General features: G+C 55.7%; 18 protein-coding genes. 15 read left to right on the top strand and 3 right to left on the bottom strand.

Going from position 1 to position 26,005, the window contains the following annotated elements; all coding sequences use genetic code 11:
- Positions 1 to 183 precede the first annotated feature (183 nt).
- From MMC1_RS02495 to mltA, 4 genes are all read left to right on the top strand, one after another.
- Positions 184 to 1,449, top strand: a complete 1,266-nt coding sequence (locus tag MMC1_RS02495; protein WP_011712173.1) for a (Fe-S)-binding protein — start codon at positions 184 to 186, stop codon at positions 1,447 to 1,449.
- 124 nt (positions 1,450 to 1,573) lie between these two features.
- Positions 1,574 to 2,569, top strand: coding sequence for a Tim44 domain-containing protein (locus MMC1_RS02500; protein WP_011712174.1), 996 nt, complete (start codon positions 1,574 to 1,576; stop codon positions 2,567 to 2,569).
- Between the two features lie 72 nt (positions 2,570 to 2,641).
- On the top strand, positions 2,642 to 3,025 hold the full coding sequence (locus MMC1_RS02505) for a hypothetical protein (protein WP_011712175.1): 384 nt from the start codon (positions 2,642 to 2,644) through the stop codon (positions 3,023 to 3,025).
- Positions 3,026 to 3,240: 215 nt separating this feature from the next.
- Positions 3,241 to 4,491 (top strand): murein transglycosylase A, encoded by a 1,251-nt coding sequence (gene mltA, locus MMC1_RS02510; protein ID WP_011712176.1) that lies wholly within the window; start codon positions 3,241 to 3,243, stop codon positions 4,489 to 4,491.
- Here the strand turns inward: mltA and MMC1_RS02515 are convergent.
- Positions 4,488 to 6,581, bottom strand: coding sequence for a RecQ family ATP-dependent DNA helicase (locus MMC1_RS02515; RefSeq protein ID WP_011712177.1), 2,094 nt, complete (start codon positions 6,579 to 6,581; stop codon positions 4,488 to 4,490). The genes mltA and MMC1_RS02515 overlap by 4 nt on opposite strands.
- A gap of 189 nt (positions 6,582 to 6,770) precedes the next feature.
- Here MMC1_RS02515 and MMC1_RS02520 point away from each other — a divergent pair, with 189 nt between their 5' ends.
- The 8 genes from MMC1_RS02520 (at position 6,771) to MMC1_RS02555 (ending at position 15,467) form a co-directional block, all read left to right on the top strand.
- Positions 6,771 to 7,895 (top strand): branched-chain amino acid ABC transporter substrate-binding protein, encoded by a 1,125-nt coding sequence (locus MMC1_RS02520; RefSeq protein ID WP_011712178.1) that lies wholly within the window; start codon positions 6,771 to 6,773, stop codon positions 7,893 to 7,895.
- Positions 7,896 to 8,098: 203 nt separating this feature from the next.
- Positions 8,099 to 9,022: an ABC transporter permease subunit gene (locus tag MMC1_RS02525; RefSeq protein ID WP_011712179.1), complete on the top strand. Its 924-nt coding sequence runs from the start codon at positions 8,099 to 8,101 to the stop codon at positions 9,020 to 9,022.
- A gap of 4 nt (positions 9,023 to 9,026) precedes the next feature.
- Positions 9,027 to 10,301, top strand: coding sequence for a high-affinity branched-chain amino acid ABC transporter permease LivM (livM, locus tag MMC1_RS02530; RefSeq protein WP_011712180.1), 1,275 nt, complete (start codon positions 9,027 to 9,029; stop codon positions 10,299 to 10,301).
- Positions 10,298 to 11,161: an ABC transporter ATP-binding protein gene (locus MMC1_RS02535; RefSeq protein WP_011712181.1), complete on the top strand. Its 864-nt coding sequence runs from the start codon at positions 10,298 to 10,300 to the stop codon at positions 11,159 to 11,161. Before livM ends, MMC1_RS02535 begins: the two co-directional genes overlap by 4 nt.
- Positions 11,158 to 11,892, top strand: a complete 735-nt coding sequence (locus MMC1_RS02540; protein ID WP_011712182.1) for an ABC transporter ATP-binding protein — start codon at positions 11,158 to 11,160, stop codon at positions 11,890 to 11,892. Before MMC1_RS02535 ends, MMC1_RS02540 begins: the two co-directional genes overlap by 4 nt.
- A 692-nt stretch (positions 11,893 to 12,584) precedes the next feature.
- Positions 12,585 to 13,088, top strand: coding sequence for a phosphatidylglycerophosphatase A family protein (locus MMC1_RS02545; RefSeq protein WP_011712183.1), 504 nt, complete (start codon positions 12,585 to 12,587; stop codon positions 13,086 to 13,088).
- 142 nt (positions 13,089 to 13,230) lie between these two features.
- Positions 13,231 to 14,379 carry a CinA family protein gene (locus MMC1_RS19525; protein WP_011712184.1) on the top strand — a complete coding sequence of 383 codons (1,149 nt, stop codon included), beginning with the start codon at positions 13,231 to 13,233 and terminating at the stop codon, positions 14,377 to 14,379.
- Entirely contained in the window at positions 14,379 to 15,467 is a 1,089-nt protein-coding gene (locus MMC1_RS02555; protein WP_011712185.1) for a L,D-transpeptidase family protein, read from the top strand. The genes MMC1_RS19525 and MMC1_RS02555 overlap by 1 nt, the downstream gene beginning before the upstream one ends.
- A gap of 140 nt (positions 15,468 to 15,607) precedes the next feature.
- Here the strand turns inward: MMC1_RS02555 and MMC1_RS02560 are convergent, their stop codons facing one another.
- Positions 15,608 to 18,874 carry a tetratricopeptide repeat protein gene (locus MMC1_RS02560; RefSeq protein WP_011712186.1) on the bottom strand — a complete coding sequence of 1,089 codons (3,267 nt, stop codon included), beginning with the start codon at positions 18,872 to 18,874 and terminating at the stop codon, positions 15,608 to 15,610.
- 192 nt (positions 18,875 to 19,066) lie between these two features.
- Positions 19,067 to 19,888, bottom strand: coding sequence for a class I SAM-dependent methyltransferase (locus MMC1_RS02565; RefSeq protein WP_011712187.1), 822 nt, complete (start codon positions 19,886 to 19,888; stop codon positions 19,067 to 19,069).
- Positions 19,889 to 20,133: 245 nt separating this feature from the next.
- Here MMC1_RS02565 and MMC1_RS02570 point away from each other — a divergent pair, with 245 nt between their 5' ends.
- The 3 genes from MMC1_RS02570 (at position 20,134) to purL (ending at position 25,990) form a co-directional block, all read left to right on the top strand.
- Positions 20,134 to 20,964 carry a TIGR00282 family metallophosphoesterase gene (locus MMC1_RS02570; RefSeq protein ID WP_011712188.1) on the top strand — a complete coding sequence of 277 codons (831 nt, stop codon included), beginning with the start codon at positions 20,134 to 20,136 and terminating at the stop codon, positions 20,962 to 20,964.
- Positions 20,965 to 21,012: 48 nt separating this feature from the next.
- Positions 21,013 to 21,741 carry a phosphoribosylaminoimidazolesuccinocarboxamide synthase gene (purC, locus tag MMC1_RS02575; RefSeq protein ID WP_011712189.1) on the top strand — a complete coding sequence of 243 codons (729 nt, stop codon included), beginning with the start codon at positions 21,013 to 21,015 and terminating at the stop codon, positions 21,739 to 21,741.
- Positions 21,742 to 22,102: 361 nt separating this feature from the next.
- Positions 22,103 to 25,990: a phosphoribosylformylglycinamidine synthase gene (gene purL, locus MMC1_RS02580; protein ID WP_011712190.1), complete on the top strand. Its 3,888-nt coding sequence runs from the start codon at positions 22,103 to 22,105 to the stop codon at positions 25,988 to 25,990.
- Positions 25,991 to 26,005 lie beyond the last annotated feature (15 nt).

Here is a 26,005-nt window from a genome sequence, read left to right on the forward strand (position 1 = left end):
TCACGCAGCCACACAATATGGTTAAGCACCAAGGAGGGGTTTGTCTGGGCAAGCCCGCAGCCAATGGCAGGCAGCTTGCGCGGATGGTCCGTGGTAAGCCTCTAGGCCACTTGCAATTGGGGCAGCCCATACCCATATAGTAGGGGGACGGATGGGAAAGGCTCTCTATATTCTGGAATCTTCGTGAACAAACCAAACTATGGTCCGCTTAAAAACGCCGAAAAATGTACCCATTGTGGCTATTGTCTTCCTGTTTGCCCCACCTATCGGGTGGAGCGGGATGAGATGCAATCGCCCCGTGGCCGGGTCTCCATTGTCTTGGCGCTGATGCGGGGAGCCATGCAACCCGCAGCGGCTGTGGATGCACTCTCCCACTGCATCGGCTGTCGGGCCTGTCATGGGGCCTGCCCAGTGGGGGTGCGTCCGGGTAAGCTTTCGCTGGCGGCGCGGGCGTTTCAGCCCATTCCCTCCACCCGTTTGGGGGGGTGGCTGCACCGTATTACCGATAGCCACCAAACAACCGCTGTGGCCTCGCGCATGTTGGACTTCTATGTGAGAAGTGGTCTGCAAAGGGTGGTGCGCCCTCTGTTAAAAGGGATTCCCCCCCTTGCTGATAAAGAGCGTTTAATCCCTAGCCACCGGCCTAAACCCCCGGTGTTTTTGCCCGAACCCCCGCCAGATGCTCCCACGGTGGCGCTATTGGGGGGCTGTATGGCCAGACTCTTCCTGCCCCACGTGGGCATGAGCGCACGGGCTTTGCTGCAAAGTATGGGCTTTCGGGTGATTACCCCCAAAGGATTTGGCTGTTGTGGTGCGCCCCACCGGGAACGGGGGGATAAAGAGGCGTTTGTGCGCCAAGCCAAAAAAACCTTGGATGCCTTTGGGGCGCTGGACCACATTGAAGCGGTTATCTGTGATAGCTCCGTCTGCACCATTACCGCCCGCAGTTATGACAAAGCGGTTAGTAAGCGCGATGGCGACTATGCCCCAATCGCCAAAGCCTTTTCCAGTAAGGTGATGGATCTGACCGAATTTTTAAGTCAGCACCAGCCGCGCTGGCAGCAGGCCGCCGTTGATCCCGGTATGGGTACGTTGGCCTATCAGGATCACTGCCAGATGCGCCATGGCTTGGGCACTTATGCCGAACCCCGTAATCTGTTGGATGCCCTGCCCGTGGCGGTGACGGAAATAGCTGGCGACGGGGCGTGTTGCGGGGCGGGTGGTGAGTATATGATGCGCTATCCGCAACGCAGTCGCTTGATCCGCCAAGATAAGCTGGAGGCCATCCACGCCAGCGGTGCGCAAACGGTGGTTGCCACCAATCCAGGTTGCATGCTCAATACCCAAGCCGGGTTAGAGGCCGAGCACAGCCCCGTGCAGGTTAGGCACTTGGCGGAAGTATTGTGGAAATCGCGGGAAAATCTACTGCCCCGGGTGAAACAGTCGTAGGGTTATGCCGCGCAGCGCAAAAATAGGGAACTTAGCCTTGCCAAGCTACTCCATGCTAAGTAACTTGGCGAGGCTGAACTGTACACACATTTTTGTTGAACAACCTAAATAGGAGAGAATCACCATGGGTCAACGCAGAGGGTTTGCCCTTGTTGCCATTACCCTAACCTTAATGTTTTCCACCCTAACGGTGTGGCCTGAGCAGGCCGAAGCACGCATGGGCCGCAGCTCCTCATTTGGCTCAAAAGGCAGTCGCAGCATGAGTACACTGCCCCAGAGTAGCCCCAGCCGTTTTTCTAGCACGCAACGCCCTTCGGCCACACAGCAAACTGCCAATCAGCCTCAACAAAAGAGTGGTTTTGGCGGTATGTTGGGGGGGCTGTTTGGAGGGCTGTTATTGGGGGGGCTGCTGGGATCCTTGATGGGGGCCGGGGGTGGCTTGGGTGGTTTGCTTATGATGGTGCTGTTGGCAGCGGGGGTCTTTTTTCTGGTCAAACGTTTTATGGGAACGCGTCCCCCAGCGGATGAGGCGGCCTACGCCCGTTCCCATGGTGCTTATCGCCCCCAGCCCCAGGAGATGGACCAACCCATGCAGCGGGAGATGCACATGCCCCAGGGCCTGCCCATGGGTAGCGGGTCGGATGTTGAGGATTTTTCAGCACAGGATGAGCGGCAACAGACGCTGGATCGGCTCTTGGCGGAAGATTCTAACTTTGACGAATTTACCTTTATTGACGGGGCCAAACGTTGCTTCGAGATGCTGCAAACCTCTTGGAGCACCTTTGACATGACTACCCTGCAAGGGTTGTTGACGCCGCAAATGATGGAGGAGGTAGAGAACCATGCCCGCCAATTGCAGGCCAATGGTCAACGGGATGTGGTAAAAAATGTGCATTTTAGCGAGGCCGCCCTGGTGGAAGCCTGGAGTGAACAGGGTCAGGACTATCTGACCGTACGCTTTGATGTCTCCTTGGTGGAATATGTAGAAGACGCCAGTGGGCAGGTGGTGAGTGGGGATGCCAACCACCCGCAACAGGTGCAGGAGTTCTGGGTATTCACGCGGGCGCAAGGGGCGCGTAATCCCAATTGGCAACTGTCGGCCATTCAGCAAGCGCAATAGTCTTGCCGCATAACGGTTATAAGGCCCGGTGGTTTCGCCATCCGGGCCTTTTTTCTACCTGGGAGTCTGCATATGTGGCGGTTTGGTGGGATGGTAAGCCTATTTTTGCTGTTGATTGCTCTGCCGCTGTATGGTGCACCTGAGCAGCATTCTAGCGCGGCGGTGGCACCGGGGGCTGTGGATCGTCTCCAGGGGGAGCCGGGTGAGGTGTCTGTGGCACCGCTTGCCAGGGTGGAGCGTGGCAGGGTAGCGGAATCCCAGGGCAGTTGGTGGATGGCATGGGGGCTGCCGTTACTGGTGGTGTTGCTGTTGTGGCGCTGGATAAGCCGCATGCCCTCGCGTGGAATGACCGGTTTGGGGGATGCCTATCTGGAGGGGTTGGGGGGCACGGCTGAGGCCAAAAATCAGGGGCAAGCGGCAAAAACCGACAAGGAGACAACGGTTAAACCCTCGTAATGTGACAATGGTGCGAGCCCGGTTGTTTATTAAAGGGGAGGTCTACCCAAACAGGCAGGCAAGCCACAGCGGCGCAGTTTTTAGTAGTGGCCGTTTTAATGGTTTTTTTAGGGTAAAAGACAATAATAATGCCTAACAGGAACAGGGGTTGCATGAGGTCAGCTGATCGGACTTTCTTAAACATCCATGCAAACCCAACTTTGGGGAGCACTTTCATGTTACGCAAAAGCCTATGGGCAGCGCTGATCGCCCTTATGGCACTTCTTTCGGGATGTAGCTTTTTTGGTGTGCCAGACGAACCTCTCCCGCCTGTGGAGATACAGCCTGCGCAAGCATTGCAGGAGGTCAACTGGCAGGATTTGCCGATGACCAAACCAAAACGGGCCGATCTGCGGGCCTGGGCCGAGGCGCTGAAGCAGAGCTATCACTACTATAAAAGTCAGCCAGCGGCCAAAAAGGTACGCTTTGGCCGCTACTATACCACCAACGCCAAGATGGCCGAGTTCACCCTTGAGCTGGCTGAGAATGCGGCCCACACGTCACCCTACGGTTTTGCGCGTTGGGTCTACAAAAACGTGACCCCCTTTCGTGCCGTGGGGCATGATGGCCAAGGTAGTGTGCTGTTTACCGCCTATTATGAGCCCCTGTTGTTGGGTTCAAAAACCCCCACTGAGCGGTTTCGTTATCCCCTCTATAAGCGTCCTCCCGAGTTGATTACCCTGCGTTTGCAGGATTTTAGAACCGATCTGCCCAATGTGATGTTACGGGGTCAGCGTAAAGGGGATCAATTGGTACCCTTTCATGATCGCCAGGCCATTGAGCAACGTAACGTATTGCGGGATAAAGCGCTGGAACTGGTCTGGGTGGATGATCCGGTGGGGCACTTTTTTCTACAGGTACAGGGTTCGGGCCGGGTAAAATTACCCGATGGCAGCTTGATGCGGGTGGGCTATGCGGATGCTAACGGGCATCCCTACCGCTCCATTGGCAAGTTGTTGATCGAAGAGGGGCGTGTTCCCAAAGAAGAGATGAGCCTACCGGTATTGCGGCAGTGGCTGGCGGCGCATCCCGATGAGATGCAGAGGGTGATGCATCATAATCCCTCCTACGTTTTCTTTAAGGAGATCAAGGGGGGGCCCTATGGCAATATTGGGGTACCACTGACGGCGGGGCGCTCCATTGCCACCGATTACCGTCTGTTTCCCCGTGGGGCTCCGGCGATGATCCGCACCGAATTACCCGTGTTTAGCGGCGAGGGTCCCCCCAGTGGCTGGGAAAAAGAGGTACGGCTGGTGGCCAACCAAGATACCGGAGGGGCTATCCGTGGTGCCGGGCGGGTGGATCTGTTCACAGGGTTTGGCCCTGATGCCGAACGCACCGCCGGTGAGATGAAACAAGATGGCGGGGCACTCTATTTTTTTGCGCCAAAAAATATGGCGTTGTGGCCAGAAGGGCAGCAGGATTAAAGCGTTTGCTCTAGGCTGATCATGGCGGTAGGGTAGATGAGTGGAACACCCCCTTGCGCCAGCAGGGCGGCCACCACCGTGAAGGTCCAGCGGCTATCCACAAAATCATCCACCAGCAGCACCGGGCCGTTGTGGGGGATGGAGCCAAGGGCAAACACACCATCGAGGTTGCGGCATTGGTAAAAGCTGTTGCGCATCGTTTTTTGACGCGCGTTGGGCCTGCTTTGGCTGACGCAGGTGGCAAAGGGTAGCTTGAGCTGCTGAGCCAAGCGTAAGGCCAGATCCGGCACCCGTGTGGGCATGCGGCTAGAGGGTACACACGTCACCCAAGTGGGGGCGGGTTGGGGGTTCCACTGTTGAATCATGTGGGCCATGGCCTGCACCAAGGCTTCGGCAAAATGGCCCTTTTTATAACCTTGGGCGGCCAGTTGGCCCCACTCGGCCTGCTGCCAGCGGCAGAGGGCACGGCCCACTTGGGCCTGTTGCGCTTTGGGCAGGTGGGTGGCCAGCTTTGTGAGGACAAAGGCCCCCTTTTCCGTCTGTTTTCTGGGTTCCCAGGTGATGGGGTCGGATTGCATGACCGTACGGGCGGCAGCGGCTTGAGCGGCGCTCCAGCGGGTAGGCACGATGGCTTGACCACGACAGACGGCGCAGCGCCCGCAGTTGGAGGCATCGGGATCATCCAAGGCATTGCGTAAGAAGCGCATTAAGCAGGTTGGGCTCTGTACATAGCGTTGCATCTCCTGCCACTCCAGTTCCCGCTGGCTCGTCAGGTAGTCGATGTGGGCATGGTCCATGTTAAAGGGGTGGCCGCTTAACTGCCACTGGCTGCCCTCACGCGTTACCGGTGCAGGCTTTTGCACGCTGAGATATTTTAGGGCCTTCTCCACCGCCCCCCAACCCAAATTGCCATGGCGCATCAACCCACGGGTGGTGGTGGCACCGTGCTGGTGTAACATCTCAAGAATGGTTTCCACCTCCTGCGGCGAGGGGAAAGCCTGTTGGCGGAAATAGTGATGGATGGCCTCATCCTCCGCACCATGAAAAAGAATGCCATAGGCCTGTTCCAGCGCCCGTCCCGCCCGTCCCACCTGCTGATAATAACTAATGACGGATCCAGGGGCTTGATAGTGGATGACAAAGCCAAGGTCAGGCTTGTCATAGCCCATGCCCAAGGCTGAGGTCGCCACCAGCACCTTAATTTTATTATGGATTAACTGATCTTCCAGATAGAGTCGATAGCTGTTGCTCTCGGTAAATCCATGGCCCTGCACCCCGCTATAGTAGGGCAGGGCGGCGATATGGTTCCGGTTAAGCCACTGGCTGACCTGTTCGGCATCGCGTTTGGTGAGCACGTAGACAATGCCGCTATGGGGCAGGTGGGGGATATGCTCAGCGAGCCAGGCTAAGCGGCTGATTTGGTCGGGTAGATGTAGGTTTTGCAGCAGCAGGCTTTCACGCATAAGGGGGCCGCGCAGGATCTGCACGTTGCCTAATTGGGCCTGAATATCGGCCAGCACACGATCATTGGCGGTGGCGGTGGTGCCCAGCACCGGGGTGGTGGGGGGGAGCTGCTGGATGATATGGACCAGCATGCGGTAGTCGGGGCGAAAGTCATGGCCCCAGTCGGAGATGCAGTGGGCCTCGTCCACCACAAACAGGCCGATGCGGTCGAGCATGTGGGGTAGCACGGTATCGGCAAACTGGGGGTTGCTAAAGCGTTCGGGGGAGATGAGCAGGGCATCGACACGGTCGCCATGGAGGTCGTCTAGAAGGCCATCCCACGCTTCGGTATTGGCGGAGTTGATGGAGATGGCGCGGATACCTAGGCGCTCAGCCGCTTGGACTTGGTTACGCATGAGGGCCAGCAAGGGCGAGACGATCAGGGTGGGGCCGGCCCCCCGTTGGCGTAGGATAGCGGTACTGACAAAATAGACGGCGCTTTTGCCCCAGCCGGTGCGTTGTACCACCATAAGTCGTTGCTGTTGATTAACCAGAGCATCCACCGCCTGCCACTGACCGGGGCGAAAATGGGCTTCTGCTGAGCCGACCATGGTTTGCAGCAATGTTTCGGCGTGTCGCTTATCCATAGGGGGCGCCCAAGGGGGTTGTGGTTGGGGAGTTTAAGGGGGGGAGTGTAGCAAAAAGATGGCTGGCTGTATGGGGATTTTGCAGGGCGTGGGGTGTTGATACCTTTTCAAACGGGGTAAAATCTGGTTTTGTGGGGGTGGATGATTTGGTAAGCATTGGACGGGATAGATAACCAGAAGGGGTGTGGCATGAAGGCTTGGCTTAAGGGCACCATGGCGGCGGCGGTTGGGGTATGGGGTTTGGCAGCGGTTGCGGTGCAGGCGGAGGAGATGGTGCGTATTGGTGTGGCAGGCCCTTTTAGCGGTGCCTATGCGGCTTTTGGTGAGCAGCAGTGGCGGGGTGCCGAGGCGGCCATTGTCGATATCAACCGTGGGGGCGGTATTTTGGGTAAGCAGATTCTGCTCATCAAGGGGGATGATGCGTGCGAGCCTAAGCAGGCGATGGCGGTTGCCAACCGGTTGGTGGACAATGATGAGGTGCAAGCGGTGGTGGGCCATTTTTGCTCTTCGACCACCATGCCAGCCTCAGAGGTTTATGATGAGGCAGGTATTTTGGTTATGACCCATGGTTCCACCAACCCAATGGTGACGGAGCGGGGTTTAAAGACGGTGTTGCGCATGTGTGGTCGGGATGACCAGCAGGGCACGGTGGGTGCGGAGTTTGTGGTGAAGCGTTTGGGTGCCAAGCGGGTTGCGGTGTTGCATGACAAGGACACCTATGGCCAAGGTTTGGCCGACGCCATGAAGGCGCATTTGCACACCTTGGGTCTGACCGAGGTTATGTATGAGGGTTTGACTCGGGGCGAGAAGGATTTTAATGCGTTGGTCACCAAAATTAAGGCGGCTAAGGCGGATGCCGTCTATTTTGGGGGGCTGCATAGCGAAGCGGGGCCGTTGGTACGTCAAATGCGTGAGCAGGGGGTGGATGTACCGTTGGTCTCTGGGGATGGTATTGTGTCGGAAGAGTTTGTGACGGCGGCGGGTGGGGGTCGTTTTGTCAAGAATGTCTATATGACCTTTGGGGCCGATCCCCGTAAGAGCCCCGAGGGTAAGGCCTTGGTGGCCCGTTTTCGCGAGGCCGGTTATGAGCCAGAGGGTTATACCCTCTATGCTTATGCGGTGGTGCAGTCCATTGCGGCGGCGATGCAAGAGAGCGGTTCATATAATGGGGTTGAGTTGGCCAATTGGCTAAAGCGTCACTCGGTCGAGACGGTAATGGGGCCTAAATCGTGGGATGCCAAGGGTGATTTAAAGGTGAGCGACTATGTGATGTATCAGTGGGACGAGAACGGCAAATATGCCGAGGTCGAGTAGGCTTGCTCTGCGGCGGGCTGGGGGGGGAGCGTCCAGCTCTCCTTCCTGCCCCCCGCAAGCCTTGTGTTAAGCGTAGCCACTTAAAGTTCGGTGCGGGGATGGGGGCGCGGTATCCAAGGCCACAGAGCTCTTATTGAGTCATTTAAATTAAGAATAACACCCCAACCACCAAGCCAATTATGGCCCCCTAACGTTAGAACCCTATGAATAGCTACGTTATCGGACAACAACTGGTCAATGGAGTGGTGCTCGGCTCCATCTATGGCCTTATCGCGGTGGGCTATACCATGGTCTACGGCATCATTGGTATGATCAATTTTGCCCATGGCGAAATTTATATGATCTCTGCCTACCTGACCGCCATTACCTTGGCCGTGCTTACAACATGGGGCGTCGATTCGGTCTTTCTGGCCCTCATCCTGACCCTTATCAGCAGCATCGCTTTTACCGCCCTGTATGGCTGGACAGTGGAGCGTATCGCCTATCGACCTCTGCGCCGCTCCACCCGTTTGGCCCCCTTGATTTCTGCCATTGGCATGTCATTGGTTTTGCAAAACTATGTACGTTTGGCCCAAGGCAGTCGTAACCAAGGGGTGCCCAGTTTGATGGAAGGTAATCTGCGTCTGGTGGGGGAGAACCCCGAGCAGTTTGTGCAAGTAACCTATGTGCAGTTGGTGATCGTGCTCACCGCTTTGATCAGTATGGGTATTTTAAGCTGGACGATCCAAAAAACCGCGCTGGGGCGTGCGTGCCGGGCTACGCAACAAGATCGTGTTATGGCAGAACTGCTGGGGGTGAATACGGATCGTATTATCTCTGTGGTGTTTGTGCTGGGGGCATCCATGGCTGCTGTGGCGGGGGTGCTGGTTACGGTCAACTATGGCTCGTTTGATTTTCATGTGGGGTTTGTCACCGGCATTAAAGCCTTTACGGCGGCGGTGCTGGGGGGCATCGGCTCCCTACCTGGGGCGATGTTGGGGGGGTTGATTTTGGGGCTGTCCGAGTCGTTTTTTGCGGGGTTTGTCAACAGTGACTATAAGGATGTCTTTGCGTTTTCTATCCTGGTATTGGTGTTGATTTTTAAACCCAGTGGGTTGTTGGGTCGCCCTGCTGTCGAAAAGGTATAAAACCATGCAAAAGGTGATCAAACACGCAGCCATGGATGCCTTGAAAGTTGGCCTGTTGGGGCTACTGCTGTTTGGCCCCATGACGGGTATGTTGTTGGATGGCTACGGTATCCACTATGCGCCCAGCCGGGCCTTTTGGCTGGTGGGTTTGCTGTTGCTGGGGCGCTTTATGGTGGTGGTGGTGATGAACAGCCCGGCACTGAGCGGGGTGGCGGATCTGTTTAAACGCAAAGATCGGGTTGAGGTGGTGGTTTCGCCAATGGGCCAGCAACACCATAAGATCTTGGTGGTGCTTACCTTGATGGTGGCCATGGCGCTGCCCTTTTTGCTGAGTAAATATTGGCTCAATGTGGCGATTTTGGCGCTGATCTATATCTTGCTGGGGTTGGGGCTTAATATTGTGGTGGGGCTGGCTGGGTTGCTGGATTTGGGCTTTGTGGCCTTTTATGCGGTGGGGGCGTACAGCTATGCTCTGGGGGCTGAGTATCTGGGTTTAAGTTTTTGGCAGGCGATCCCCTTTGCGGCGCTGTTGGCGGCCAGTTTTGGGGCTGTGTTGGGTTTTCCTGTATTACGCATGCATGGGGATTATTTGGCGATTGTGACCTTGGGCTTTGGGGAGATTATTCGGTTGGTGTTGAATAATTGGATCTCGTTAACCGGTGGTCCCAATGGTTTGCGCACGCCACTACCAACGCTGTTTGGCATGGAGTTTACCAAGCGGGCCACCCAGGGGGGTACCCCGTATCATGAGGTGTTGGGGCAGTGGATGGAGATCGACTATTCACGGGCGGCACGTTATGTTTTTATTTATGTTACGTTATTGGTGGTTGTGACGCTGCTGGTTTATATGGTGCAGCGGCTTAAACGCATGCCCATTGGGCGTGCGTGGGAGGCGCTGCGGGAGGATGAAATCGCCTGTCGTTCGTTGGGGATTAACCATGTCATGGTTAAGCTGTCGGCTTTCTCCATGGGGGCCATGGTGGGGGGGGTTGGTGGGGTGTTTTTTGCGGCCAGCCAGGGTTTTGTGAACCCGGCGTCGTTTACCTTTTTTGAGTCTGCATTAATTTTGGCCATTGTGGTTTTGGGGGGGTTGGGTTCGGTGGTGGGGGTTATTGTGGCGGCGGTGGTGTTGACGGTGTTGCCGGAGCTGTTGCGGGATTTTACCGAGTATCGGGTGCTGATTTTTGGCTGTGCCATGGTGGTGATGATGGTGTGGCGGCCACGGGGTTTGTTGCGGATTCATCGACCTGAATTTGTGGTGGAAAAGAGGGTGCCATGAGCCTGCTTACGGTAGAAGATTTAACCATGTGTTTTGGTGGGTTGACGGCATTAAACCAGGTTTCGTTTGGGGTGGAACGGGGCAGTATTACATCATTAATTGGTCCCAATGGGGCGGGTAAGACCACGTTATTTAACTGTGTTACGGGGTTTTATCGGGCCACGGCTGGGGAAATATGGCTGCATAGGCCGGGGCAGCAGGGGCAGGATTTGGTGGAGATGTTGGGGCAGCCTTTTCGGTTGGGGGATTGGGTGGATGCTCGGGCGTTTACGCGGCGTGTGTGGTTTAAGGTATTTGGGGGCAGTCATCGTGTGGCGCGGGCGGGGGTGGCGCGGACGTTTCAGAACATACGTCTGTTTCGTGAGATGACGGTGTTAGAGAATTTATTGGTGGCGCAGCATGGGCGGGTGAATCGAAATTTGGTTGCGGGGATCGTGCAGACGGCGGCATTTCGGCGCAGTGAGCGCGAAGCGTTGGAGCGGGCATTGTATTGGTTGGCGGAGATGGGGTTGGAGCAGAGTGCGAATCAGTTAGCGGGGGCGTTGCCGTATGGGTATCAGCGGCGTTTGGAGATTGCACGGGCGTTATGTACGGACCCGGTTTTGATCTGTTTGGATGAGCCAGCGGCGGGTTTGAATCCTCGTGAGACGGCGGAGTTATCGGGGATGATGGAGGGTTTGCGGGCGCGGCATGGTTTAACGATTTTTTTGATTGAGCATGACATGGGGTTGGTGATGGAGATCTCGGATCATGTGGTGGTATTGGATCATGGTGAGGTGATTGCGCGGGGCACGCCGCAGCAGGTGCAGAAGAACCCTCGGGTTTTGGAGGCCTATTTGGGTGTGGAGGAGGCGGCATGAGGCAGGTTGAGCCGCGCATGGTGTTGGAGTTGGAGGGGGTAGCGGCGGGTTATGGTCCGGTTAGGGTGTTGCATGGGGTTTCGTTACATGTGCATGCGGGGGAGATTGTCACCTTAATTGGGGCCAATGGGGCGGGTAAGAGTACGTTATTGATGTCAATTTTTGGCAATCCGCGACCGTTAGCGGGGGTTATACGGTTGCATGGGGTGGATATTGTGGGGGAGTCTACGTATGGGATTGCGCGGCGGGGCATTGCGCAGGTACCGGAGGGGCGGCGTATTTTTGGTGAGATGACGGTATGGGAAAATTTATTAATGGGGGTGACGCCGTTGGGGGCGCGGGATGGTGAACGAGAGGGGCGGGATTTGGGGTGGGTGATGTCGTTATTTCCCCGTTTGGGGGAGCGGCGTGAGCAGCGTGCGGGCACCTTGTCGGGGGGCGAGCAGCAGATGTTGGCCATTGGGCGGGCGTTGATGAGTCGGCCTAGGTTATTATTATTGGACGAGCCTTCATTGGGTTTGGCACCGTTGATGATTAAGCAGATTTTCGCCATTTTGCGACAGATTGCGGATGAGGGTGTGACGATTTTTTTGGTTGAGCAGAATGCCAATCAGGCGTTGCAGTTGGCGGATCGGGGTTATGTATTGGTGAATGGTCGTATAACGTTATCGGGTTCGGGGCAGGCGCTATTGGGGGATGCTGAGGTGCGGGGGGCTTATTTGGGGGGGTAGGTTAAGGGGGTGTGAATGCCTTTATAACCAGGGAGTTGCCCTATTAAAAGGGATTGGGGGGTCTGGGGGGAAGCTCTGCTTGCCCACCCAGCGGGTCTGGGCGGAGCCCAGTGGGATTGGGGCGAAGCCCTGAGATTTTTTGATTTTTCTAATCTTTTGATCTTTTAGCCCCGTACCGATGGAGTAGGGGCGCGGGGATTTTATTAAGAGAGCACGGGTTGTGTGGCAGCGCGGTACGGGGCATAGGGTAGCGATGTCACGCGCCAGCGTGGCGGGCGGTTGGGGCACCCAGTGGCTGGGGGGAAAGCCTCGCTTGCCCACCCAGTGGCTGGGTGTAAAACCTCTGCATCCCCCAACCCCAGCCCGGAACGAACCCCCGCTGAGGCATTTGGCATTCCCGAATGGGGGAACATTGAAAAAAGACTCCATGTTCCCCCATTCGGGAATTAAAAGAGTGGCTCGCTGGTCGCTAAGCGGCAAAAAAAACGCCGCTTAGCTCCCCTAGCGAAGGGCGAGCCTAAAAGCAAAAGCCAAAGCAAAACCCTGGGGGGAGACAGAGAACTTCTCCCCCCAGACCCCCCTCTAACCTTTTTTTAAGAATAAAAGCGATGAAATTCAGTGCGGGATTTTTGAAATTATCACAAAATCAAAAGATTAAAACCACCACCCCACACCCATAAGAGGCCCAACACATGTTCTGGGGAACCGCACCTACCCACTGGAAATCATGGTCAACCCGCGACCGTATCACCATGCTCATCGCCACCGTCGGCGGCAGCGGCTGGTCCCCCAAAGCACCCGGTACCATGGGCACCATCGCCTCGCTACCCATCGCCTGGGCCGCAATGTCCCTAGGGCCTAATAGTCACCTAGCCGTGCTGCTGCTGGTGTGCAGCATAGGCTGGTGGAGCAGCCACCGCGCCATCACCCTGCTGGGTAAAAAAGACCCCGGTGCCGTGGTCATCGACGAAACCGCCGGACTGCTGCTCACCCTGCTGTTCGTCCCCCTCGCCAACCTAAACCTGCTGCTGGGCTTTCTGCTGTTCCGCTTTTTCGATATCCTAAAACCCTGGCCCATCCGCTGGTTAGACCAACATGTCCACGGCGGCCTAGGCATTATGCTAGATGACCTGCTGGCCGGAATCTTCGCCGGAATCCCCCTTTTGCTGCTACAAAGCTACTTGCCGCTTCACTAATCGCCCCTTTGTGTCGATAACAGCTGCAAGCGGTGTAAACAGCTATGCCCAAAACCGACCCAAAAATGAACCAAACAGGGTCAGTAAAAAGTTGGCTCACGACACCTAAGACCATGTTAACCAAGGATTGAATGCAGATATTATGCGCGCTCTGTTGGTCACACCCCGCTGGAGCGAGTTAGAAGGATTATTACGCCCCTCTAACCGCCCGCTGCTGGATCTTATGCTGCTCTCCCTGGGCTATGACCAGTTGGATACCCTGGAGATCGACCCAGCAGAACCCTTTGATCCCACCAGCCTTGATGCTGCCTATGCCGTGGTGATCATCCAAGCCCAAGGCGAATCCCCACGCCTGCGCCGTGGGGTCATCTCTCGCCTGGGCCTATCACTGGGGCTGGATGGCGAAACCTCCTCCACCCTGCGCGTGGTGGGCGCCAAACCCTTGCGCAATGGCGCAGGGGATTCGGTCGGCTTTTTAGCCAACCGCCGTGGCCGCGTGGTGGCCTATTGCGACCACACCGTCGGCGAGGTGATGCCCGCCCTAGAATATGGCCTGCGGGTGATCCTCACCGAAGAGGCCCACAGCCTGCGCCGACTGCCCTTCAGCACCTGCCGCCTGGTGGAGTGCGCCGGAGAGCCAGACAATATCACCCTGCACATGGACGAACAGACCGCCGCCGCCATGCACCGGCGCTGCAAAGTCATGCCCATGCCCAACGGCGATACAGCGGTATTAATCCCCCATGAAGATGTCATGGCAGAGAGCCTACCCCGCATCTGGGGCAACCGGGTCTACGCCCAAGGGGCTGTCGCTTTAGAACAATATGTGGCCGAACTGCTGTGGCGGCGCGGTTGGCGGGTCGCCACCGCCGAATCTTGCACCGCCGGGCTCACCGCCGCCCGCCTAAGCGCCGTGCCCGGTAGCAGTGACTACCTGGATGGCGGCTGGGTGGTCTATAGCAATGGGGCCAAATCCCGCTTGGTGGAGGGTATCGAACCACTCATCGAACGCTGCGGGGCCGTCAGTGCCGAGGTCGCCCTAGCCCTGGCCCGTGGTGCCCTAAAAGGGCACGCCGTGGATCTGGCCGTAGCCATTACCGGCGTGGCAGGCCCCGGTGGCGGTAGTGAAACAAAACCTGTGGGTACAGTGTTTTTGGCTGTGGTTTCCAAGGAAGGTAACATACTGGAACATCGCGGATTTTACCATGGTAATCGGGATCGTATTCGGTATCAGGCCAGCCAAACGGCGTTGCATCTGCTGCGGCGTTTGGCAGAAAAGGTTGGATCATAATGAAAAAATGGCATTATCAACGCTCTCTGCTCAGCATGGCACTGCTGTTGTTCAGTTCGTTAAGCTTTGGCTGTGCCAGCGCCTTTGGCAACCAAAACTGGAAATGGTTTGATGGCACCGAAAAGGATGGCCTAAAAAACCTGCAACTGGATAGCACCTTGGCCCATAAGAACCGCCCACTGCCTTATGCCAATAAGAACGAGGTGATCGGTAGCGGTGCCTTTAACTACCGCATACAGGGGCACGAAACCCTGCTGCTGCTGGCCCGCACCTATGATCTGGGTTATAACGAGGTCTCCTTAGCCAACCCAAAAATGGATGCCTGGGCTCCCAAAAAGGGGCAGGAGGTGTTCCTCTCCATGACCCATGTGCTGCCCACCGATATTCACCAGGGCACCGCCTTGGTCATTAACCTGCCGGAGATGCGTCTTTACCACCGCCGCGCCGATGGCCGGTTAGAGACCTTTCCCGTGGGCATTGGCCGCGAGGGGTTTGATACCCCCATCAGCCGCGCCAAGATTATTCGTAAAAAATCGGCGCCCAGTTGGTATGTGCCTGCCTCCATTCGCGAAGAGAATCCCAAGCTGCCCGCTGTTATCCCCCCTGGGGCCAGCAACCCTTTGGGTTCCCATGCGATTTATTTAAGCCTGCCCGGCTATTTAATCCACGGAACCAATAAGCCCTATGGCATTGGTCGGCGGGTTAGCCATGGCTGCATACGCATGTATCCCGAGGATATCCCCCGTCTCTACACCAGTGCCCGCGTTGGGGCGACGGTGGCCATTGTCAACGAGCCTGCCAAGGCGGGTTGGTTTGGGGATAATCTGCTGCTGGAGATCTATCCTGGGCTGCCTACCAGGAAAAAGGGTGAAAAAGAGACCACGCCCCCGCAACCCATGGAGGAGCAAGCCGCCATGAGCATTCGTAAGGCGTTGGAGCGGCGCTCGGGCTATTCGGCCAAGATTGATTGGGATCTGGTGCGGGGCATGGCCCGCGCCCCCGATGGCATCCCCCGCGTGGTGGGGCGTATGCTGGTGGGGGATGATGTCAAACAGTTGGTGCCGGTCCGGTTAATTGAACCCAGATAAGCCCCACATAATAAAGCGGGTGGCCGCCCCCAACCTTGGGGGGTGGCACCCGCTTTGCGGTATAGGCCCAAGCTGGGCAGAGCAACCGGCCCGGGCGCTGATGGCGCGACCTCTTTGCGTGTTATGGGTTGCTCCACGGCTTAGGGGGCTGGGCTGGCCATCTGTTTAAGCAGTTTATCAAGATTGGCCCTTACTTTTTTGGTGAGGGGATTTTCCGGCCCGTAGCTGTTGTCCAATATTTTCAACGCTCGCTCGAAGCCCGCTTTAGCCCCTTCTAGATCCCCCAAATCTTGGAGCACCCCGGCGAGATTGTTTTCTCGAATGGCCACCTTCGGGTTCTGATTGCCATATATTCTTGTGTCGATTTTAAGGGCGCGTTCGAAGCCCGCCTTAGCACCTTTTAGATCCCTCATTGCTTGGAGCACCAAGGCGAGATTGTTTTCATCCCTAGCGATGTTAGGGTGCTCGCCGTATACTCTGGAGTCGATATTGAGCGCTTTCTCTAAGTTCGCCTTAGCCCCATCAAGATCTCCTATATCTTTACGTATCAAGGCAAGATTATTTAGATCTCTGGCAACTTTATGAGATTGATCACCGAAAACTGCTGTGTCGATTTGGAGGGCGCGTGCAATGCGCGCCTTAGCTCCGTCGAGATCCTTCATCTCGCGGAGCACCCCAGAGAGATTGTTTTCTCGAGTGGCAATTCTATAGTGCTGATCACCGAAAATTGCTGTGTCGATTTTAAGAGCGCGTTCAAAGCGATCTTTGGCTCCGTTGAGATCCCCCATCTTTTGGAGAACCTTAGCAAGATTGCTTTCATCCCTAGCGACGTTCGGGTGCTGATCGCCATATACTTTAGTGTCGATTTGGAGAGCGCGTTCGAAGCGTACTTTGGCCCCGTTGAGATCCCCCATCTCTTTAAGCACCCCGGCGATATTGTCTTCTCGGAGGGCAACGCTGGGGTGCTGATCGCCATAGTTTTTAGTGCTGATTTGGAGGGCACGTTCGAAGAGCTTCTTCGCCTCATTAAGATCCCCCATATCTTGGAGCACCCAAGCAATGTTATTGTAATATCTTGACACCTCTGGGTGTCGATCGCCAAAAATTTCTGTGCTTATCGTGAGTGCACGTTCATAGCCCGCCTTGGCTTCGTTGAGATCGCCCATGTTATGATGCACCCCGGCGAGGGCATTTTCAACCCTAGCGATATTACTGCGATGATCGCCGTAGGCATTTTTGTAGATTTTAAGTGCGCGTTTTAACATCTCCTTGGCACCATTTAGATCCCCCATTGCTTTGAGCACCAGGGCGAGATAGCGTTGATTGTTGGCAACGTTAGGGTGCTGATCTCCGAAGTTTTTTTTGTCGATTATAAGGGCACGTTCGAAGCCCGCTTTGGCACCGTTTAGATCCCCCATTGTTTTGAGCACCGAGGCGAGATTGTTTTCACTAAGGGCGATACTTAGGTCGTCTGCCCCTAAATATTTTTGTTTAAGGGTCAGTATGGTCTGTGCCATGCTCTTGGCTTCCTTCAAGTTGCCCATGGCTCGGAGCAGGGATGCACTACGATCCATAATATCCAGTGCGGTGGGATCATGCAACTCCAGACGCTGCGCCTGTTTAAACCAAGCCATAAGGTTAGGTAGCCAGGGTAGAGCCGCAGGATAGGTGGAAGAATCTTTTACGTCGTAGAGAAAGATAGGCTTCAATAGTCGCGCTGTGGCACTACCCCAGGCTGTTTTGGCTTCCTGATCCATGTCATGTCGGATAACCTCTTGTAGCAAACGGTGTATGGTTAGTGCCTCATTCTCTACTTTAATCAGGGAGTAGCTGCGAAGTGCGGCAACCGCATCGTTAAGCGCCAACGAGTTTTGAGGGAGCTTTGCCAAGGGGTCATGGGGTTGTGTATTGGGTATCTGTTTTAGCAGGGTTAAAGGAATCCCATCAGGATTGAGAAATGCCAACAGGTTGAGTAGTTGAATGGCAGGTTGCTGCTGTTGCTCGGCTAGTTTATCTATTGAGAGTTTCCATGTGCTGGCAATCGAGTGTCTATTGTGGTTGTGCGGTACAGTCTTTTTTTCAAGAATGGGCAGTAGAGTGTTAGCGCCCCTTAATAGGGATAGATAGTTTCTATAGCTGATAGCGGTTTGTTCGATATAAGCGGCCGCCTGTTCCAGCGCCAAGGGGAGATTGCCGAGGAATTCGGCCAGTTGGGCAGCGGTGTCATCGTCACCTTTTCGGCTGGTGAGTTTGTTTAAAAAACGCACAGAAACTTGGGTTGCAAAAGTCTTAACCTCTAGTGTTGGGATTTGCAACTGGCCCCAGTTTGGATTGCGGCTGGTTATAAGAATGCGCCCACCCATGGCGGTGCTGGGTAACAGCCCCTCCAGTTGACTAGGCCCATCATCGGCATTGTCATAAATAAGCAGCCACCCCCCTTGTGCAGAGAGTATGCTAACGACCTGTCGCACACGTAAAGAGTCCGATAAAGGGGGGAGCCCCAGCAGATCGGCCAATTGGAGCAGGTTTTTTTGAATTTGACTGCGATTTTCCGAAGGCAGCCAAACTATTTTCTCAAAGTGCTTTTGATGCTCTTGGGCAAACTTTTTGGCGATCTGACTTTTACCAACCCCGCCTTCCCCTGTGAGTACCACCATACCCACGGTCGCGCCGGTTGGGCTGAGTAAATGCTCTTTCAACTGTTTGAGTTCACCTTGCCGTCCAGTAAATGAGGGGGCAGGCGCAGGGGGGCGTAGGGCCGTTTCTAATAATGCTATGGAACCACTGACTGGTGTGTGGGATGGCGTAGAGGGTGTCTTGGGTGGTGTCATAGCCATAAAAACAAGAAACGCCATAAAGCCTAAAAGCAAGACTACAATATAATTTAAATCTATAAAAACATGTTGATAACGTTTTTGACTTTGTGCAGGAATAACTTCTGTAGAATCCTCTCTCGACTTGGCGTGGATGAGAGCTAGAATGATTGCCACAATAAACATTAAAATAATAATGGCATAACTCAAATTAATGGCAGTTGGTCTACCAAGATTTATGATGTTCAACCGTTGTGGCACAAGCTCCCAAAATGGGTTGTAGAACAGTGAGCTTAATACCAGTAATACAGCTGAAATAAAGATAGTTATGAGTCGACCCAACAGTTTAACCTGCCACGGTTGGGTCCAGAACCATAGGGTATATGCACCGATTATCAGGCCCAAGCCACCGGTAATGGGTAGGCTGCCCCAGCCATCCAAATAGTTGAAGGAGAGGCTGCCCAATAAAAAAAAACCGATCATTCCTCCCCCGAGTACTTTAACCCAGCGGCTAGAGCCTTGACGGGGCTTTTGCTCTGATGGCGGGGTCTGGGATGGCTGTGGTGTTGAGCCAAATGGTAGGATTATGGCCATGTTTGCACCTCCGTGGGATTGTCTGGTCTTTAGCAGCTAGGGCACCGACACGGCTTACCCATATCGAGAGAGAACGCACCAAAAAGCATGTCGGTCAGAACGTTGTATAAAAATTAACCAACCTGTTGCAGGGGAGTATAAATAAACGCATTTAAAAAATCCTCCTTATTGCAGGGCATGGCCACCAGGGGGTTAACGCTTGATAAAGAGAAATTCGTTGCAGCCATGGCCATTGAGGGTGGTTAGATTTTCCAAACTAAAGTGGCGGGCTTTAAGAAAATGAAAAATCTCTTCCGGTTTGGCCACCTCAAAGGGGTAGCCGCCCAGCCAGTCATCCCAGGCACGCAGTTCGGACATGCCCCGATTGCTCTTATCTAAAAAGGCCCCAATGGGGTTGCCGCCATGCAAGAGCACCCCTTTGGCGAGGGTTTTGGTAAAATAATAAGGGTAGCAAAGAAATTTAACCAGCAGCGCGGCTAAGCGGCCCCGGCAGTAGAAGCGCTTAATCTTTTTCCACAACGCCGAACGAACCCCTTGGTGGTTATAGATGGCAAGGCTCAGCAGCCCCCCCGCAGCCACCCGTTGACTGGCATAATCTATGGCCTGCCACATCTGCCCGGTGTGGTGCAAAACCCCCCATGAATAGACCACATCAAAGGTAGCCAACCCCTCCATAAAAGCAGGGTCCAGCACAGAGCCCTCCATCACCTGCCAGTGGGCATCGTCGCAAAAGTAGCGGCGGCGTAGCTCGGTGGTGCAGGCGACGGAGTGGGGATCAAAATCAAAAGAGACCACCTGCGCCCCCAACCGACGCGCCGCCAGACTAAAAAGGCCGCTGCCCGAACCAATGTCTAAAAATCGTTTATCCGTTAGGTCGGTTATGCCCAACAGCTGTTGCAGCGAGTGCTCGGCAGATTGAATGCGCTCTTCATCCACCAAGGATAAAAAAAGGCTCCAATTTTCACCAAATTTAAACCGCTCGCCCTGTTGAATATCCTGTTGATGGCTGGACATGGCCTGGATTTCCTTAAAAATGATGGTATGCGTGGATCATGATCGGTGGCGATACCGGACTTGACTCTAGCCATTCATGGGAGAGAGGTAAAGGATTGGGCTGCGCCCAAGCAGGCTTTACCCGGTAAAAAGTGGCGCCACGGTTGGCTTTTTGGCCAGGGGTAGAAGGGATATAAAACACTTTTTGATTGCCAAAGTGCGGTTCTGTGTTAGAATCACGCCTTTTTTTCCAGGAGAGGAAACCTATGTCCGTTGCGGCAAAAGGCGCCGGTCAGGTGCGTATTTTGATACTCGGCGATATTGTCGGGCGTCCCGGACGTAATGTGGTGAACGAACATCTGGCGGATCTTAAAAAAGAGTTGGAACTGGATCTGGTGGTGGCCAACGCGGAAAACGCCACCAATGGCAACGGCCTAACCCCAAAAACCGCCGATCAATTGTTCAATATGGGCATTGACCTGATCACCACGGGCAACCATGTCTGGCACTATAGCGAGTTGATTGACGAGATCCAACAGTTGCGGCGGGTGCTGCGCCCCGCCAACTACCCCCCCGGCGCCCCCGGTCACGGCCACGGTATTGTCACCACCCGGTCGGGTATTAAGGTGGGGGTGATCAATCTGATTGGGCGCGTCTTTATGAATGATGTAGACTGTCCTTTCCGGGCGGCCGATGCGCTGCTGGATAAAATTCACCGGGAGTGTGATATTATCTTGGTGGATATGCATGCCGAGGCTACCTCTGAAAAGCTGGCGCTGGGTATCTATCTGGATGGCCGTGTCACCGCTGTGGTGGGTACCCATACCCATGTGCCCACGGCGGACCACCGGGTCATGCCCGGTGGCACCGGGTTACAGAGCGACCTGGGCATGTGCGGCGTCTATATTAACTCGGTCATCGGGGTTAAGCCAGAATCGGTGGTCAATCGCTTTGTCAATGGTATGCCCGCTCGCCATGTTACCCAAGAGGGGCCAGCCATGCTGTGTGGTGCCCTGATCACCGCCGAGGCCAAAAATGGCCGTTGTGTGGATATTCAACCGGTTCGCCGGGGTGTTGGGCTAACCCCCGCCCCCTAGAGCCATTTGCTGTTTAAGACCCACTCTGCTTTGCGAAGGAAGCGTGCCATGCAAAAAGGGGAAAAGCTTTACGAAGGTAAGGCTAAAGTTTTGTTTGCCACCGATGATCCCAATATGCTCATCCAATATTTTAAGGATGACGCAACTGCGTTTAACGGCATCAAAAAAGGCACCATCGCAGATAAAGGGGTGGTGAATAGCCTGATCTCTACGCGGATCTATCATATTCTGGAGAAGGTGGGCATCCCCACCCATTTGGAAGAGCTGCTCTCCCCCCGTGAGCAGTTGGTGCACAAGGTAGAAATTCTGCCCATCGAGGTGGTTATCCGCAACCGTGTAGCGGGCTCCTTGGCGCGCCGGTTGGGTATTGAAGAGGGCACCGAGCTGGCCCGCCCACTGGTGGAGTTCTACTATAAGAACGATGAACTGGATGATCCCATGGTGACCATTGACCATGCCGAGGTGTTCGGCTGGGCCAAGCATCGTGAGATTGAAGAGATGATTGAGATGTCCTTGCGTATCAACGATATTCTCATTGGCTTTTTTGCCAACATCGGTATTGATCTGATCGACTATAAGCTGGAGTATGGTCGTCTGGCGGTAAGCCCCTCTACTTTGGTGTTGGCGGACGAGATCTCCCCCGACGGCTGCCGCTTGTGGGATATGGAGACCGGCGAAAAGCTGGATAAAGACCGTTTCCGCCGGGATCTGGGCGGGGTGGAGGAGGCCTACCAAGAGGTCGCCCGCCGTATGGGGCTTGAGGTTCCAGGTCGCTAAAATTAGGCGGGATGGGGTACAAAAAAGGGGGTTCGCGCCAACTGGAGCGAACCCCCTTTTTTTGGTCAAGCTGGTCACCATCGGTAGGGCGGTGGTAGAACCCTGCATGGGTGGGTTAAGCCACCTAATAAAATGTGAAAAAAAGGGGGTATCGTTGTGGCAGTAAGGGTTTTGCGGCGTGGAGATTGGCTGCGGGCCGGGTGGCTGCTTGGGTGCTGGGTGCCACAATGTGCCCTTACCTCTCCTGAGGTGATGAAAATATCGTGGCGGTACTGCCCTTTGGGGCTGAAATAATTTACACTTTACGGTAGCCTATGCACCTCTTTTCCAACCTCGGTATGCTGTAGCATCGGAGCACCCCATGGACGCAACCCACGTTTTGACCCTTAATGGCAGCAGCGCATACTCCAGCTTTCGGTTGGAAAAGTTATTGGATGCCTGCCAGGGGGTGGTTCCCCAACTGCAAAGCGTGGAGGCTTGGTTTGTCCACTTCGCCCATCTACAGCGCCCCTTGCAGGGGGATGAACAGAGCACATTGGAAAAATTGCTCACCTATGGGCCCAAAGAGCAGAGCCTAAGCCAGGTTGCTCAACCTGATCTGTGGATTATCCCCCGTTTTGGCACCACCTCACCTTGGTCTTCCAAGGCCACCGATATTGCCCTGCATTGCGGGCTGGATGCGGTGATCCGTCTGGAACGGGGCATGGCCTTTCGCTTTGGTGGGCTTATGGCGGGGGATCTGGAAAAGCTGCTACCCCTTATCCATGATCGCATGACCCAACAGGTGGTGGTGGATGCCGCCGCCCTGCCTGGGCTGTTTAAAAGCTTCTCACCGGGGGCCTTGCGGCAGGTACCCACCCAGCAGGAGGGGCGTACCGCTCTGGAGCGGGCCAATGCGGATTGGGGCTTGGCCCTCTCGGAGGATGAAATCGACTATCTGCTGGAGCAGTACCAGCGCATGGGTCGCAACCCCACCGATGTGGAGTTGATGATGTTTGCGCAGGCCAACTCAGAGCACTGTCGCCATAAAATTTTTAATGCGGATTGGCATATTGATGGGGAGGCCCGCCCCCATACCCTGTTTGGCATGATCCGCAATACCCACATTCGCGCCCCCGAGGGTACGGTGGTGGCCTATACAGATAACAGTTCGGTGATCGAGGGGGGGGCAGGTCAGCGGTTTCATCCCGATACCCAAGATGGGGTCTACCGTTTTCATGACGAGACCACCCATATTTTAATGAAGGTGGAGACCCATAACCACCCCACCGCCATCTCGCCCTTTCCTGGTGCGGCCACCGGTTCGGGGGGGGAGATCCGCGATGAGGGGGCCACGGGGCGTGGCTCATCCCCCAAGGCGGGTTTAACCGGTTTTTCCGTCTCTAACCTTAACTTGCCCGGCGCGGTACGCCCTTGGGAGCAGCCCTACGGCAAGCCAGAGCGCATTGTTTCGGCCCTGGATATCATGCTGGATGGCCCCCTTGGCGGGGCGGCCTTTAACAATGAGTTTGGCCGTCCCAACCTCTGTGGCTATTTTCGCACCTTTGAGCAGAGCGTTGCCGGTGAGGTGCGGGGCTACCATAAACCCATCATGATTGCCGGTGGTTTGGGCAACATTAATGCCGACCATGTGGAAAAAAAGCCCCTTAAAGCGGGGGATCTGATTATTCAACTGGGTGGCCCGGCCATGTTGATTGGGCTTGGTGGCGGGGCGGCCTCCAGCCAGACCAGCGGCAGCTCCCATGCGGAGTTGGATTTTGCCTCGGTGCAGCGGGATAACCCCGAGATGGAGCGCCGCTGTCAGGAGGTGATCAACCGTTGCTGGCAGTTGGGAGAGGCCAACCCCATTCGCTCCATCCACGATGTGGGGGCGGGTGGTCTTTCTAACGCGGTGCCCGAGCTCATCCACGATGGCGGGGTGGGGGGGCGCTTTGATCTGCGTCAGATCGACAATGCCGATCCAGGCATGTCCCCCATGGAGATCTGGTGTAATGAGGCGCAAGAGCGCTATGTGCTGGCCATTGATGCCAAGGATCGTGCCCGCTTTGAGGCGATCTGCCGACGTGAGCGCTGCCCCTTTAGTGTGCTGGGCGAAGCCACCACAGAAGAGCAGTTGGTGTTGATCGACAGTATGAATGGAGAGCGCTGTATTGATCTTTCCCTAAACACACTGCTGGGCAAACCCCCACGTATGAGCCGTGATGTTAGCCATCATCGGCGGCAGGTTCACCCGTTGAGCATACCCACTGGGCTCTCTTTGAGTGAAATGTGCTACCGGGTATTGCGGCTGCCCACGGTGGCGGACAAGAGCTTTTTGATCACCATTGGCGACCGCAGTGTCACCGGTATGGTAACCCGTGATCAGATGGTGGGACCGTGGCAGGTGCCGGTGGCGGATGTCGCGGTAACCGCCCGAGGTTATACCGGGTATGTGGGCGAGGCCATGGCCATGGGTGAGCGCACGCCCATCGCTCTGCTGGATAGCCCAGCGGCGGGGCGTATGGCGGTTGGTGAAGCATTGACCAATATGGCGGCGGCCCGGGTGGGGGATTTGAGCCGGGTGAAGTTGTCGGCAAACTGGATGGCCCCAGCGGGGCATCCTGGGGAGGATGCCAACCTCTATGAGACGGTGGAGGCGGTGGGTCTGGAGCTCTGCCCGGCACTGGGCATCAGCATTCCGGTGGGTAAGGACTCCCTCTCCATGAAAACGGTGTGGAAGGATGCCCAGGGCAATCCCCGTGCGGTGACAGCACCGGTTTCATTAATTATTTCAGCCTTTGCGCCGGTGGTGGATGTGCGGGATACCGCAACGCCGCAACTGCGTACCGATCTGGGCGAAACCCGGCTTATTTTGGTGGATTTGGCGGGGGGAAAAAACCGTTTGGGTGGCTCCGCATTGGCTCAGGTATTGGGGCAAATGGGGGATGTGCCGCCGGATTTGGATGATGCGGATAGCCTTAAACAGTTTTTTCAGACCATACAGGTGCTGCACGAAGCTAAAAAGATTTTGGCTTACCATGACCGCTCCGATGGCGGCCTGTTTGTAACCCTCTGCGAGATGGCCTTTGCGGGGCACTGCGGCCTGGATATTCAGTTGGCGGGGTTGGGCGCGCAACGGGAGGGTGTGCTCTTTAGCGAAGAGCTGGGGGCGGTGGTGCAGGTGCGTGCCGACGACGCAAAAAAAATGCTTAAGTTGCTCAACTGTTGCGGCATAGCCACCGACATTGGCGCGCCCAGTGAGAGTGGTCGGCTGCGTTTTCGGCGTGGGCATGAGACGGTGTTGGATCTACCACGGGTAGAGTTACAGCGGGCTTGGTCGGAGACCTCGTGGCGCATGCAGAGCCTGCGGGATCATCCCCAGTGTGCCCAGCAGGCGTATGATGCCTTGTTGGATGTGAACGATCCGGGTTTGCATGCCCGCTTAACGTTTGATCCTGCACATAATGTGGCGGCCCCCTATATCAATAGTGGGGTGCGTCCGTCGGTGGCGATTTTGCGGGAGCAGGGGGTTAATGGGCATGTGGAGATGGCGGCGGCCTTTCACCGTGCCGGGTTTGAGGCGGTGGATGTCACCATGGCGGCGTTGGCCAAGCGTGAGCGCTTTTTGTCCGATTATCAGGGCTTGGTGGCGTGTGGTGGTTTCTCGTTTGGGGATGTGCTGGGCGCAGGGGAAGGGTGGGCCAAATCCATTTTATTTGATGCGGCTTTGCGGGAGAGTTTTGCGCAATTTTTTGGTAGCTCCGATAGCTTTGCGTTGGGGGTATGTAATGGCTGCCAAATGCTCTCTAACCTGCATACGTTGATTCCCGGTACCGAGCTGTGGCCCCGTTTTGTGCGCAACCGCTCGGAGCAGTTTGAGGCGCGTTTTAGCATGGTTGAGGTCACCAAAACCCCCTCCATGTTCTTGCACGGTATGCAGGGTTCGCGCATGCCGGTGGCGGTTGCCCATGGCGAGGGTCGGGCGGAGTTTGCCCATTTGGCCCACCAGGATCGCGCTTTGGCCGAGGGGCTGGTGGCATTGCGCTTTGTGGATGGTTATGGGCAGGCGACGGAGCGTTATCCGGCCAACCCCAACGGTTCGCCCCAGGGTATTACGGGCCTGACCACGGCGGATGGCCGGGTTACCATTATGATGCCCCATCCCGAGCGGGTGTTTCGTACCGTACAGAACAGCTGGCACCCCGATCATTGGGGGGAGGATGGCCCCTGGATGGCGATGTTCCGCAATGCACGTAAGTGGGTCGGCTAATCGGCGCAACCATTT

Source organism: Magnetococcus marinus MC-1 (assembly GCF_000014865.1).
In the GTDB taxonomy this organism is placed as follows: Bacteria; Pseudomonadota; Magnetococcia; order Magnetococcales; family Magnetococcaceae; genus Magnetococcus; species Magnetococcus marinus.

What these genes read in the sequence shown, in the direction of transcription:
- purL (WP_011712190.1), top strand. Translation starts at nt 22,103, where the DNA reads ATGGACGCAACCCACGTTTTGACCCTTAATGGCAGCAGCGCATACTCC.
- MMC1_RS02520 (WP_011712178.1), top strand. Translation starts at nt 6,771, where the DNA reads ATGAAGGCTTGGCTTAAGGGCACCATGGCGGCGGCGGTTGGGGTATGG.
- MMC1_RS19525 (WP_011712184.1), top strand. Translation starts at nt 13,231, where the DNA reads ATGCGCGCTCTGTTGGTCACACCCCGCTGGAGCGAGTTAGAAGGATTA.
- MMC1_RS02560 (WP_011712186.1), bottom strand. Translation starts at nt 18,874, where the DNA reads ATGGCCATAATCCTACCATTTGGCTCAACACCACAGCCATCCCAGACC.
- MMC1_RS02525 (WP_011712179.1), top strand. Translation starts at nt 8,099, where the DNA reads ATGAATAGCTACGTTATCGGACAACAACTGGTCAATGGAGTGGTGCTC.
- MMC1_RS02540 (WP_011712182.1), top strand. Translation starts at nt 11,158, where the DNA reads ATGAGGCAGGTTGAGCCGCGCATGGTGTTGGAGTTGGAGGGGGTAGCG.
- MMC1_RS02500 (WP_011712174.1), top strand. Translation starts at nt 1,574, where the DNA reads ATGGGTCAACGCAGAGGGTTTGCCCTTGTTGCCATTACCCTAACCTTA.
- MMC1_RS02515 (WP_011712177.1), bottom strand. Translation starts at nt 6,581, where the DNA reads ATGGATAAGCGACACGCCGAAACATTGCTGCAAACCATGGTCGGCTCA.
- mltA (WP_011712176.1), top strand. Translation starts at nt 3,241, where the DNA reads ATGTTACGCAAAAGCCTATGGGCAGCGCTGATCGCCCTTATGGCACTT.
- MMC1_RS02570 (WP_011712188.1), top strand. Translation starts at nt 20,134, where the DNA reads ATGTCCGTTGCGGCAAAAGGCGCCGGTCAGGTGCGTATTTTGATACTC.
- livM (WP_011712180.1), top strand. Translation starts at nt 9,027, where the DNA reads ATGCAAAAGGTGATCAAACACGCAGCCATGGATGCCTTGAAAGTTGGC.
- MMC1_RS02535 (WP_011712181.1), top strand. Translation starts at nt 10,298, where the DNA reads ATGAGCCTGCTTACGGTAGAAGATTTAACCATGTGTTTTGGTGGGTTG.
- MMC1_RS02565 (WP_011712187.1), bottom strand. Translation starts at nt 19,888, where the DNA reads ATGTCCAGCCATCAACAGGATATTCAACAGGGCGAGCGGTTTAAATTT.
- MMC1_RS02555 (WP_011712185.1), top strand. Translation starts at nt 14,379, where the DNA reads ATGAAAAAATGGCATTATCAACGCTCTCTGCTCAGCATGGCACTGCTG.
- MMC1_RS02545 (WP_011712183.1), top strand. Translation starts at nt 12,585, where the DNA reads ATGTTCTGGGGAACCGCACCTACCCACTGGAAATCATGGTCAACCCGC.
- MMC1_RS02505 (WP_011712175.1), top strand. Translation starts at nt 2,642, where the DNA reads ATGTGGCGGTTTGGTGGGATGGTAAGCCTATTTTTGCTGTTGATTGCT.
- purC (WP_011712189.1), top strand. Translation starts at nt 21,013, where the DNA reads ATGCAAAAAGGGGAAAAGCTTTACGAAGGTAAGGCTAAAGTTTTGTTT.